The organism is Paraclostridium dentum (assembly GCF_048568265.1).
Classification (GTDB): domain Bacteria; phylum Bacillota; class Clostridia; order Peptostreptococcales; family Peptostreptococcaceae; genus Paraclostridium; species Paraclostridium dentum.
In genome coordinates this window covers 2,309,886-2,322,029 of record NZ_CP183813.1, presented here as the reverse complement: position 1 = coordinate 2,322,029, position 12,144 = coordinate 2,309,886, and the positions used below count along the sequence as shown (strand labels likewise).

Sequence of the window (12,144 nt, the reverse complement as noted above, 5' to 3'; positions counted from 1 at the left end):
GAGGTGGAAAGATTTATGCAGCAGTTTATAAAAAGAGCTATTGATATTTTAGGTTCTTTTTTAGGGGGATTATTAATTTCTCCTATTTTAATTATCATAGCTATTTTAATAAGAATTAAGTTAGGTTCTCCAATATTTTTTACTCAAGATAGAGTAGGAAAAGATGGTAAGGTCTTTAAAATAGTAAAATTTAGGACAATGTTAGAAGCTCATGATAAGTTTGGGGAGCCACTATCTGATAAGGAAAGAGTAACTTCATTTGGAAATTTTCTTAGGAGCACAAGTTTAGATGAGTTACCAGAACTTATAAATGTGCTAAAAGGAGATATGAGTTTGGTTGGACCAAGACCATTACTTGTTGAATATATAGATCTATATTCTAAAGAGCAATTTAGAAGACATGAGGTTAGACCAGGAATGACAGGGTGGGCCCAGGTTAATGGAAGAAATAATTTAAATTGGGATGATAAATTTAAAATGGATGTTGAGTATGTAGATAATGTGAATCTCTTACTTGATATAAAAATTCTTTTCTTAACTATATTTAAGGTTTTAAAAAGAGATGGCATAAGCAAAGATGGTCATGTAACTATGGATAAATTTAAAGGTAATCAATAGTAGGTGATTGTATGAAAGAAGTTATTGTTATAGGTGCAGGCGGCCATTCATCTGTAATAATTGAAATTATCGAAGCTATGATAAATTCTGGGAATGATTTAAAAATCAAAGGATTATTAGATGATAATGAAAAAGTATCAGAATTTATGGGATATAAGATAATTGACAAGATAGAAAATGCAAAGCTTTATAATGATGAAAATACAGAGTATATAATAGCAATAGGCAATAATCAAACAAGAAAGAAAATATATAATAAATTTAAAAACTTAAAATATTTTACAGCCATTCATCCAAGTGCCATTATAAGTAAAAGCTCAGTTATAAAAGAAGGAACTGTTGTAATGGCTAGGGCCGTAATAAATGCAAATAGTGAAGTTGGAAGTCATGTGATTATAAACACTGGAGCAATTATAGAACACGATAATAAAATAGGTGATTTTTGCCATATATCACCTGGAGCAACATTATGTGGAGGAGTTACTATAGGAGAAGAAACTCATATAGGTGCAAACTCAACTATTATTCAATATAAAAGTGTAGGACCAAAAACAATAATAGGTGCAGGAGCTACAGTTATAAATGATATACAATCAAATGTTGTTGCAATTGGATGTCCTGCAAAACCAAAACAATAGGGGTTATAAAAATGGAAAAGAAGATATATCTATCTTCCCCTCATATGGGAGGAGAGGAGTTAAATTATATAAATGAAGCATTTGATACAAATTGGGTTGCCCCACTTGGACCAAATGTTAACAACTTTGAAAAAGCAGTGTGTGAATACACAAATTCAAAAGCTGCTACAGCCTTAGCTAGTGGAACTAGTGGAATACACTTAGCACTTAAGTGTTTAGGAGTAGGACAAGGAGATATTGTATTTTGTTCAACATTAACTTTTTCAGCTACTGCAAATCCTATAATATATCAAGGTGCAGATCCTGTGTTTATAGATTCTGAATATGAATCTTGGAACATGAGTCCAATTGCACTTCAAAAAGCTTTTGATGACGCAGAGAAAAATAACAAAATGCCAAAGGCTGTTATAGTAGTTAATTTGTATGGGCAAAGTGCAGATTACGATAAGTTAAAAGATATATGTAATAAATACAATATTCCTATTATAGAAGATGCAGCGGAGTCTTTAGGTGCAACTTACAAAGAAGTTCAAAGTGGAACTATAGGCGATATAGGTATATATTCATTTAATGGAAACAAGATAATCACTACTTCTGGTGGTGGGATGATGGTTTCAGATAATGAAGAATATATAAAAAAAGCTTTGTTTTGGGCGACTCAATCTAGAGAAAATGAGAGACATTATGAGCATAAAGAATTAGGGTTTAATTATAGAATGAGCAATATTGTTGCTGGAATCGGCATAGGGCAGATGAAAGTTCTTGATGAAAGAATAGAAAAGAAAAAAGAGATTTATGAAACTTATAAAAGTGCTTTTAAAGATATAGATAATATACAAATGATGAATGTATGTAACTTTGGTAAGCCAAATTACTGGTTATCTGCAGCTACGATAAATGTAAAATCTGAAATTAAACCATTAGATATAATATTGGCTTTAGAAAAAGAAAATATAGAAAGTAGACCAGTATGGAAACCAATGCATATGCAGCCTTTTTTTAAAGAATATAAATTTTTTAGTTCTTTAGATATAGAAAGTGTATCTGCAGATTTATTTAATAGAGGCATATGTTTACCATCAGACACAAAAATGAACGAAGAGGATATAAAGAGAGTAATAAATATAATTACACAAATGTTTTAAGGAGTGTCTTATGAAAAAAATTCTAATTTTAGCTAACAATGATATAGGATTGTATAACTTTAGAAAAGAATTACCTCAGCGATTGTTAAGGCTTGGATATGATGTAACAATAGCTTTACCATATGGAGAAAAAGTTGAAAAGTTTAAAGATATGGGATGTAATTTTATAGAAACTCCTATGAACAGAAGAGGTATGAATGTTATACAAGACTTAAAGTTATTGATTCAATATATAAAAATTATAAAGAAAATAAAACCTGACTTGGTTCTTACTTACACTATAAAGCCTAATATTTATGGAGGCATAGCGTGTAGAAGTTTAAACCAAAAAGTAATTCATACAGTTACAGGGTTAGGTAGTGTATTTATACGAGATTTATGGATAAAGAAAATATTAATAAAATTAAACAAATTTTCATTCAAAAACGCATGTCATATATTTTTCTTAAATAAAGAAAATCAAGATTTTTATGAAAACATAAAGATAATAGCAAATCAACAAAAGATAAGTGTTGTTCCAGGATCAGGAGTAAATCTTAAAGAATTTCAATTCAATGAATACCCTAATAATGAAAAAATCAAATTTACCTTTATAGCTAGAGTGATTAAAGATAAAGGAATAGACGAGTTTTTAGAAAGTGCTAAAAATATAAAAGATAAATATCCAAATGTAGAGTTTGATGTAGTTGGAGCAATTGATGAAGATATATATCTAAATAAATTAAAGGAATATGAAAAGTTAAAAGTTATAAATTATTTAGGTCATAGGTCAGATATCCAAGAGATAATGAAAAAATCATCATGTATAGTATTACCATCATATGGAGAAGGAAGAGGAACGGTACTTCAAGAAGGTGCAGCAATAGGAAGACCATTGATAACTTGTGACACATATGGATGTAAGGATAATGTAGATGATGGATACAATGGATATTTGTGCAAAGTTAAAGATTGTAAAAGCTTACAAAACTCTATGGAAAAATTTATAAATCTATCTTTTGAAGAAAAGAAAGAAATGGGTTTAAATAGTAGGACTAAAGCAGAAAAAGAATTTGATAGAGATATAGTAATAAAAAGCTATATTGATAAGATAAATCAAATTACACAAATGTTATAGATAGAAAGAGGTTTATAAAATATGAGTCTTTTATTTATACATGATCATAAATTTCCTAAGTTTAAAGATGAGTATTTTTCCTCATATGGATTTGATGATAAATTTTGTGATAGATATATTCAAAACTTTGGAAAAATCAAAATTATGGCTTGTCATACTAAAGCAGATATAAATGAAACCAAGTTTTCAGATACAATAAGCGAAAATACATCATTTATTACTTTTAATAGTATAAAAGATATATTAAAAAGAAAAGTTAGAAAACAGATAGAAGAAGAGATAAAACAAAGTGAATATTTGATAGTAAGATTACCAAGTTTTATAGGATTAATGTCTTTGATATATATAAAAAAATTAAATAAACCTTATTTAGTTGAAATGGTAGGTTGTCCATTTGATGCTTTATGGAATCACAGTATATATGGAAAAATTTTAGCACCAATTATGTATATGCTGTGTAAAAAAGAAATTAAAGAAGCTCATTATGTTGTTTATGTAACTAACGAGTTTTTACAAAAAAGATATCCAACCAAAGGTGAAAGTATATCTTGTTCAAATGTTATGTTACCTAAAAATGAAAAAGATATATTACAAAATAGATTGAAAAAAATACAAAGTGAAAAATTAAATAAAAAAATTATTTTAGGAACATGTGCAACTGTAGGATCCAGATATAAAGGACAACAAAATGTAATTAAAGCAATAAAAGTTTTAAAGGAAAAAGGATATGAAATAGAGTATCAGCTAGTTGGAGGCGGAGATAATTCCTACCTCAAAAATATAGCTAAAAAATATGATTCTTATGAAAATGTTAAATTTATGGGAGCATTAACGCATCATGAAGTATTTGATTGGCTAGATACTATAGATATATATGTTCAACCTAGTTTAACAGAAGGATTACCAAGGGCATTAATTGAGGCATTAAATAGAGGATGTCCAGCTATAGGAAGTGATGCAGGAGGAATACCGGAGTTACTTTTAGATAAAAGTATATATCCAAAAAAATCATACAAGGAATTTGTAGATGCTTTTGAATATGTAAATATGCACAGAGAAGAACTAGCAATTATAAATTTTAAAAAAGCAAAAGAATATGAAAATAATAAATTAGAAGCTAGAAGAAGTGAATTTTTTAAAGTGTTTAAACAATTTACAGATATATTGAATTAAATAAATTTAGTTTAAGTAATGGAGAATATTATGAGATTAAATAAAAAGCTATCAATATATTTAAACTTTATATTCAGAAACATACCAATACACATGGTGTTTTTAATTACATCATTATTTCCAAATCATTTATATACCAACCTAATTAGAGGATTTTTAATTAAACCATTTATAGGATCAAGCGGTAAAAAACTACAAATCGCACCTCGAGTTACCATAAATAATCCAGAAAATTTACATGTGGGAAACAACTGCTATATATCTCACAATGTTTATATAAATGCTAAGGGAAAAATTATCTTAGATGATAATGTTATTATTGGACCCATGAGTGTATTAGCTACAACGAATCATGTATTTGAAAATGGAGTTGTAAAAAACAAAGGAAAAAGTAAGCCTATTCATATAAAAAAAGGAACTTGGTGTGCGTCTCATGTTGTTATTACAAGTGGGGTAACAATAGGCGAAGGAAGTTTAATAGCTGCAGGATCTGTAGTAACTAAAAATGTAGAAAACAACATTATAGTAGGCGGAGTTCCCGCTAAATTTATTTCAACTAATGATTATATATCATAAGTTGAAAGGAGGATTTTAAATTGACATTAGAATTGTATCATAAAATAAAAGATAAAAAAGAAAATATATCAGTAATTGGATTGGGATATGTAGGTATGCCATTAGCAATTGCTTTTGCTAAGAAAATAAATGTAATAGGATTTGATGTAAATAAAGAGAAAATAGAACTATATAAACAAGGAATTGATGTTACTAATGAGGTAGGAAATAAAGCTTTAAAAGAAACAACAGCTTTAATGACAAGTGATGAAACTAAATTAAAAGAAGCTAAGTTTCATATAATTGCAGTTCCAACTCCAATAAATGATGATAAAACTCCAGATTTAAGACCAATAATTGGAGCAAGTAGAGTTTTAGGAAGAAACTTAACTAAGGGATCTATAGTAGTATATGAGTCAACTGTATATCCTGGAGTTACTGAAGAGGTATGTATACCTATATTAGAAGAAGAATCTAATCTGAAGTGTGGAGTTGATTTCAAGGTTGGGTATTCTCCAGAAAGAATAAACCCAGGAGATAAGCTTCATAGATTAGAAAATATAACTAAAGTAGTATCTGGAATGGATGAAGAAAGTTTAGAAAATATAGCTAGTATATATGAATTAATTATAGATGCAGGGGTTCATAGGGCAGAGAGTATAAAAGTAGCAGAAGCCGCTAAGGTTATAGAAAATTCTCAAAGAGATATTAATATAGCTTTTGTAAATGAGTTATCTATGATTTTTAATAAGATGGAAATAGATACGAAAGCAGTTTTGGAAGCGTCAGGAACTAAATGGAATTTCTTAAAATTTTATCCTGGATTGGTTGGAGGACACTGCATAGGTGTTGACCCTTACTATTTAACACACAAGGCTGAACAAATAGGATACCATTCACAAGTTATATTATCAGGAAGAAGGATAAATGATGGAATGGGAAAATATGTAGGAGAATCTACAGTGAAGAATCTAATAAAAGCTAATAAACAAGTAAAGGGAGCTAGAGTAGCAATTTTAGGTATGACATTTAAAGAAGATTGTCCAGATGTTAGAAACTCTAAAGTTATAGATATAATAAATGAATTAAAAGAATACGGAATAAATGTGTTTGTTGCTGATCCTATAGCAGATGAAAATGATGTCAAAAGAGAATATGGGATAGAGCTAACTAAGTTTGAAAATATAAAAAATATGGATGCAGTTATAGTGGCTGTAGGTCATAAGGAATATATGAAATTAACTTTAGAATCTATAAAAAAATTGTATGAAGAAAAGCCTGTATCATTAAACAGTGAAGATAAATTAGTGTTGGTTGACGTTAAAGGTATATTTGATAAAAAAGAAGCTCAGTTAAAGAATTACTTATACTGGAGGTTATAAAGTTGGGATACCAAGACGTGCAATTTCCTAAAGGAACTAAGTTTTTAGTAACAGGTGGAGCTGGATTTATCGGCTCCAACATTATTGAAGCACTATTAAATAAAGGTTATTTTGTAAGAGCTTTAGATAATTTTTCAATAGGAAAAAGAGAGAATATAAAAGATTTTATGGAAAATGAAAACTTTGAGTTTGTAGAAGGAGATATAAGAGATATACAAATATGCCAAGAAATTTGTAAAGATATAGATTATATATTGCATCAAGCAGCTTGGGGTTCTGTTCCTAGATCAATAGAAATGCCTTTGTTATATGAAGAAATAAATATAAAAGGAACTCTAAACATGATGACAGCTGCTAGAGATAATTCGGTTAAGAGGTTTATATATGCATCATCATCATCTGTTTATGGAGATGAACCTAATTTACCTAAAGTAGAAGGAAGAGAAGGAAAGTTATTATCTCCTTATGCTATAACAAAGAAAGTTAATGAAATATACGCTAGAAATTACTTTGATTTATATGGATTAGAAACTGTGGGAATGAGGTACTTTAATGTATTTGGTAGGAAACAAGATCCAAATTCTTATTACTCAGCAGTTATTCCAAAGTTTATTAAATTACTTTTAAGTGATGAACAACCTATTATAAATGGAGATGGAAAGAATTCAAGAGACTTTACTTATATAGATAATGTAATAGAAGCTAATTTAAGAGCTTGTTTAGCTCCAAAAGAAGCTTGTGGAAAAGCTTACAATATAGCCTATGGAGGTAGAGTTTCTCTAAATGAATTATATGAAAATTTAAATAAACTATTATGTAAAGATATAAAACCTATATATGGACCATCTAGAAAAGGTGATATAAAACATTCAAATGCAGATATATCAAATGCTAGAAAATTATTAAATTATAATCCAAGTTATAGCTTTGAGGATGGAATAAAATTGACGATAGATTGGTACAAAAAAAATTTATAATAAAGGAAAATTACTATGGAATTACTATTTACTATAATAATATTTATTCAACTAGTAATAGCTATTATCATATTAAAAGAAACGCTACATCCATTAGTTATTTTAAAAAGTGTAGTATTTTTAGGGTCCATAGGGTTATTAATATTTCATAAAGAATGGGGTATTAATATTTCAGCTATGACAGTTTTTATATTGAGTACTGCAATTATGTGGGTGGACTTAGGTTTTGCATTTACAATGATGATAGCAAATACATCAAATAGAGGAAATTTATACTTAAAAAACAATAACAATTTACAAAATAAGAAATATGAACAAAAGATATTAAATATATCAACCAACAAGGCAATTTTATCAACTATATTAATTTTAATAACTATTATAGTGTATTTAAGTATTGGTAGTGATTATATATTAGGATCGGACAATATAAAAGAGTTTACTAGAAACTTGATGATATACAAAGGAGAAACTAGATCTAATGGGGCTGTGGACTTAGGTATATGGACATATATTATATTAGTATGTCGTATGTTAGGTGTAGTATATTTATACTTTGCAGTCAAGGAATACATGACTAGTGGATGGAGTAAAAAAGTTAGTATTTTATTAATGCCGTCCATAGCTGTGTTTATAATGGGATATATTTTAGGGATAAGATCTATACTTGTAATATATTCATTAATTATTGTATTTGTAGCATATAAAATTCAAGTAAATAGCGATAAATATGAAAATGGTAGAGATAAAAAAAGATTAGAAATTAAGTATCTTATCATGGGAATTTTGTGTATAGGGCTCATTTTTTCTTACTTTTTTATAGCGGGTAAACTAGCAGGAAAAATAGATCCTAATGAAGGCTTGAATAATATTGCTATTTATCTAAGTGGAGGGATAGGTGCATTTGATAATGTGTATAGAAACGTAACATTTACAAGTGATTTATTTGGGCAGCAGACATTTAGGATAATATATAAAGCATTAAATATAATTCCATTGTTTGATTTTGAAACTCAAAACACTATAAGTACTACTATATATGGAACTGGTGGATTTAGAACTAATGTATATACTGCAAATCTAAACTTTATGGCTGACTTTGGATATATGGGAGTTATATTATGCAATATGTTAATAGGAATGTTTCATGGTTTTTTATACAATAAATCGAAAAATGAAATTGATGCAGGTGTATGGACTGTGTTAAATGCGTTTTTTATGATGCCTCTAGTATCTTATTTAAATGCAGAAAAATACTTTGCTGCTATGCCATTAAATGCAATATATTTTATAGCAATATATCTTCTTATAAAGCTCCCAATTTTATATAAAAGGCGAATAAGATGAATAAAGTAGCCAAAACCACATTGATGTTAATGATAATAACTATAATATCTAAAATTTTGGGTTTTGCAAGAGAATTAGTGTTGGGTGGGATTTATGGGACTACATTTTACAGTGATGCATATATAGTCGCTATGAATATACCTGGAACATTATTTTCTTTAATAGGAATTGCATTAGCTACAACCTTTATACCTTTATACTATGAAAATAATAAAAGTATAAAAGAGAGCAATAAATTTGTAAATAACATTTTTAATATAACCTTGATTTTAAGTGGGGCACTGGTATTATTAGTGCTACTATTTACAGATCAAGTAGTAAAAATATTTGCAATGGGATTTGATGGTTACACTTTCAAGTTAACCGTAGAATTCACAAGAATTATGATATTTGGAGCATTGTTCATGGGAACAAGTAGTATAATAACATCTTTTTTACAAGCTAAAGAAAATTTTATGATTCCAGGGCTTGTAGGAATTCCATTCAATATTATTATAATAATAGTTATTATACTGAGCCTTAAGATAAATATATATATACTACCAATAGGTACTGTAATTGCGATGGCAAGTAGACTGGTTTTTCAAATTCCAAGTGCTCGTAGATATGGATATAAATATAAATTTGAAATTGGATTGAAGGAAGATTATATAAAAAAAGTTATATGGTTAGTAGGACCTGTATTTATTGGAGTTGCGGTGAATCAAATAAACACAATGGTAGATAGGACTTTAGCATCTACATTATTGGAAGGAAGTATTTCAGCTTTAAATTATGCTAATAGATTAAATTCTTTTGTAATGGGATTGTTTATAGCATCAATAGGAACAGCTATATACCCCGCATTATCTAAAATGTCGTCTGATAGTAATAAAGAGAGCTTTACAAAAACTGTGTATAAGAGCGTTAACAGTGTAATACTTTTAGTTATTCCAATATCAGTAGGTGCTATGGTTTTAGCTACTCCGATAGTAAGTTTATTGTTTGAAAGAGGTGCATTTGATGCAAATGCTACTAAAACTACAGCAAGTGCATTGATATTTTATTCTATAGGAATGGTTGGATTTGGACTCAGAGATATATTGGGTAAGGTATTTTATTCATTACAAGATACAAAAACTCCTATGATAAATGGAGCTATGGCTATGGGAATGAATATAATACTAAACTTAATATTAGTTAAATTTATGGGTCATGCAGGATTAGCATTTGCTACAAGCTTATCAGCGATTATATGTATATTGATTTTATTTAGGAGTCTTAAAAAAAAGATTGGATATTTTGGGCAAGATAAAATAATAAGAACTACAATTAAATCAATAATAGCATCTATTTTAATGGGAATCACAACATATGTTATATATAGTATGTTATCAGGGATGTTGGGAATTGGCACAATACAAAAAGCTATATCATTATTTGGATCTATAGGAATAGGTGCTTTAACATACGGAGTAGTAATAGTAATATTAAAAGTTGAAGAAGTAAGTATGATAATTGATTTTGCAAAGAAGAAATTGAACATGTAGTTTTATGTAATACAAACTAAAAAAGATGACTAAGTTATACATCAACTTGGTCATCTTTTTGATTATTTATTTTGACACAACTTATTTTTATTTATGTATTTTACAAAATAAAAAGCTAATATTAAGCCTATATATCCACCTGCAAAGTTTGTAATAACATCGTCTACATCACATAAACGAGCAGGTAATAATAATTGAAGTATTTCCACAGATATAGTAATAGCTAAACACAATGAAAGTGTCTTTGCTTTATTTTCTTTAAATATAATATATGCAAAAAAACCTAATGGAACAAAAAGTATTATATTTCCTAATATGTTTGCACATATATCTATTATATTTTTATTGCTTAAAAAAGTTAAAATTGTTTTAAAAGGAATCAAGTTATAGTTAACTGAATTTTTATTTACAATTTCAACTGGAAAAAGGGTTAAAGCTACTACAAATAGTATAGACATAAAAAAGCACGTTTTCATATTATTATCAAATTGAGTTTTATTATCAATTTTTATACAATCTACTATTTTCACACCCATATATCCAAATATACATACGAATATTAAAAATATATTAAATCTCATTAATGTTACCAAATTTTAATCACCTCATATCCATTATATCCCATTGTATTATAGCATAAACCTATTTTTAAGTTATAATATAAAATATATTTTAAATATGGAGGTTAAGTTAAATGAAAAAGATATTAATAACAGGTGGAGCAGGATTTATAGGAGCAAATCTTGTTAAATATATGATAGATAAATATAAAAATTATAAAGTTGTAAATTTAGATTTATTAACTTATGCAGCTAATTTAAATAATTTAAAAGATATAGAAAGAAACTCAAATTATAAATTTATAAAGGGTGATATTGCTAACAGAGAGTGTATATTTAAATTATTTAAAGATGAAAAATTCGACATAGTTATAAATTGTGCAGCTGAGTCTCATGTTGATAGATCAATTACTGAACCAGGGATTTTCATAAAAAGTAATGTTGTAGGCACTCAAGTATTATTAGATGCTTGTAGAGAATATAGTGTAGGTAGATTTCATCAAGTTTCAACTGATGAAGTTTATGGAGATTTGCCAATAGACAATCCGAATTTATTGTTTAAAGAAGATAGTATTATAAGACCAAGTTCTCCATACTCAGCATCAAAAGCTAGTGCAGACTTGCTAGTTAACTCATATTACAGAACATATAATACTCCAATAACTATATCGAGATGTTCTAATAATTATGGACCTTTTCAACATAATGAAAAATTAATACCGCTTATGATAAGTAAAATTTTAAAAAATGAAAAACTACCTGTATATGGAGATGGAAGAAACATAAGAGATTGGTTACATGTATATGATCACTGTAATGCTATTGATTTAATAGTTCATAAAGGAAAATTAGGAGAAGTTTATAATATAGGTGGGAATTGTGAATTAAGTAATATTGAAATTGTAAAATTTTTACTTGAAACTTTAAACAAAAGTGAAGATTTAATAACTTTTGTAAAAGATAGACCTGGACATGATTTAAGATATGCAGTTGATTCTACTAAAATAGAACGGGAATTAGGGTGGGATAGAAAATATAATTTTAGTTATGGTATAATGGAGACTATTAATTGGTATAAAGTTCATGAATATTAAAAATTGAAT

At 27.9% G+C, this 12,144-nt stretch carries 12 protein-coding genes; 11 read left to right on the top strand and 1 reads right to left on the bottom strand.

All coding sequences use genetic code 11. The features are described 5' to 3' along the window. Positions 1–15 precede the first annotated feature (15 nt). From ACN6I1_RS10685 to murJ, 10 genes are read left to right on the top strand one after another with little or no spacing between them, the layout of a single operon-like run. Positions 16–618: a sugar transferase gene (locus ACN6I1_RS10685; protein WP_419741914.1), complete on the top strand. Its 603-nt coding sequence runs from the start codon at positions 16–18 to the stop codon at positions 616–618. Between the two features lie 11 nt (positions 619–629). Next, the gene (locus tag ACN6I1_RS10680) at positions 630–1,256 is read left to right on the top strand and encodes an acetyltransferase (protein WP_419741913.1); all 627 of its coding nucleotides are present in this window, start codon (positions 630–632) and stop codon (positions 1,254–1,256) included. Positions 1,257–1,267: 11 nt separating this feature from the next. After that, positions 1,268–2,401: a DegT/DnrJ/EryC1/StrS family aminotransferase gene (locus ACN6I1_RS10675; RefSeq protein ID WP_419741912.1), complete on the top strand. Its 1,134-nt coding sequence runs from the start codon at positions 1,268–1,270 to the stop codon at positions 2,399–2,401. Between the two features lie 10 nt (positions 2,402–2,411). After that, on the top strand, positions 2,412–3,518 hold the full coding sequence (locus tag ACN6I1_RS10670; RefSeq protein ID WP_419741911.1) for a glycosyltransferase family 4 protein: 1,107 nt from the start codon (positions 2,412–2,414) through the stop codon (positions 3,516–3,518). Positions 3,519–3,539: 21 nt separating this feature from the next. Further along, positions 3,540–4,691 carry a glycosyltransferase gene (locus ACN6I1_RS10665; protein ID WP_419741910.1) on the top strand — a complete coding sequence of 384 codons (1,152 nt, stop codon included), beginning with the start codon at positions 3,540–3,542 and terminating at the stop codon, positions 4,689–4,691. Positions 4,692–4,721: 30 nt separating this feature from the next. Continuing rightward, entirely contained in the window at positions 4,722–5,267 is a 546-nt protein-coding gene (locus ACN6I1_RS10660) for an acyltransferase (RefSeq protein ID WP_343454775.1), read from the top strand. A gap of 20 nt (positions 5,268–5,287) precedes the next feature. After that, positions 5,288–6,628: a nucleotide sugar dehydrogenase gene (locus tag ACN6I1_RS10655; protein ID WP_419741909.1), complete on the top strand. Its 1,341-nt coding sequence runs from the start codon at positions 5,288–5,290 to the stop codon at positions 6,626–6,628. A 2-nt stretch (positions 6,629–6,630) separates the two neighbouring features. Beyond that, positions 6,631–7,605: an SDR family oxidoreductase gene (locus tag ACN6I1_RS10650; protein ID WP_419741908.1), complete on the top strand. Its 975-nt coding sequence runs from the start codon at positions 6,631–6,633 to the stop codon at positions 7,603–7,605. Positions 7,606–7,620: 15 nt separating this feature from the next. After that, complete coding sequence (locus tag ACN6I1_RS10645) at positions 7,621–8,952, top strand: O-antigen polymerase (RefSeq protein ID WP_419741907.1); 1,332 nt, start codon at positions 7,621–7,623, stop codon at positions 8,950–8,952. Beyond that, entirely contained in the window at positions 8,949–10,481 is a 1,533-nt protein-coding gene (gene murJ, locus ACN6I1_RS10640) for a murein biosynthesis integral membrane protein MurJ (RefSeq protein WP_419741906.1), read from the top strand. The genes ACN6I1_RS10645 and murJ overlap by 4 nt, the downstream gene beginning before the upstream one ends. A gap of 62 nt (positions 10,482–10,543) precedes the next feature. On the opposite strand, the gene ACN6I1_RS10635 is transcribed toward murJ, so the two are convergent. After that, positions 10,544–11,074, bottom strand: a complete 531-nt coding sequence (locus ACN6I1_RS10635; protein WP_419741905.1) for a VanZ family protein — start codon at positions 11,072–11,074, stop codon at positions 10,544–10,546. Positions 11,075–11,175: 101 nt separating this feature from the next. Here ACN6I1_RS10635 and rfbB point away from each other — a divergent pair, with 101 nt between their 5' ends. Further along, entirely contained in the window at positions 11,176–12,135 is a 960-nt protein-coding gene (gene rfbB / locus ACN6I1_RS10630) for a dTDP-glucose 4,6-dehydratase (protein ID WP_419741904.1), read from the top strand. Positions 12,136–12,144: the final 9 nt, after the last annotated feature.

Coding starts and splice junctions, on each gene's coding strand:
- ACN6I1_RS10675 (WP_419741912.1), top strand. CDS start 1,268: ATGGAAAAGAAGATATATCTATCTTCCCCTCATATGGGAGGAGAGGAG.
- rfbB (WP_419741904.1), top strand. CDS start 11,176: ATGAAAAAGATATTAATAACAGGTGGAGCAGGATTTATAGGAGCAAAT.
- ACN6I1_RS10660 (WP_343454775.1), top strand. CDS start 4,722: ATGAGATTAAATAAAAAGCTATCAATATATTTAAACTTTATATTCAGA.
- ACN6I1_RS10665 (WP_419741910.1), top strand. CDS start 3,540: ATGAGTCTTTTATTTATACATGATCATAAATTTCCTAAGTTTAAAGAT.
- ACN6I1_RS10685 (WP_419741914.1), top strand. CDS start 16: ATGCAGCAGTTTATAAAAAGAGCTATTGATATTTTAGGTTCTTTTTTA.
- murJ (WP_419741906.1), top strand. CDS start 8,949: ATGAATAAAGTAGCCAAAACCACATTGATGTTAATGATAATAACTATA.
- ACN6I1_RS10680 (WP_419741913.1), top strand. CDS start 630: ATGAAAGAAGTTATTGTTATAGGTGCAGGCGGCCATTCATCTGTAATA.
- ACN6I1_RS10670 (WP_419741911.1), top strand. CDS start 2,412: ATGAAAAAAATTCTAATTTTAGCTAACAATGATATAGGATTGTATAAC.
- ACN6I1_RS10645 (WP_419741907.1), top strand. CDS start 7,621: ATGGAATTACTATTTACTATAATAATATTTATTCAACTAGTAATAGCT.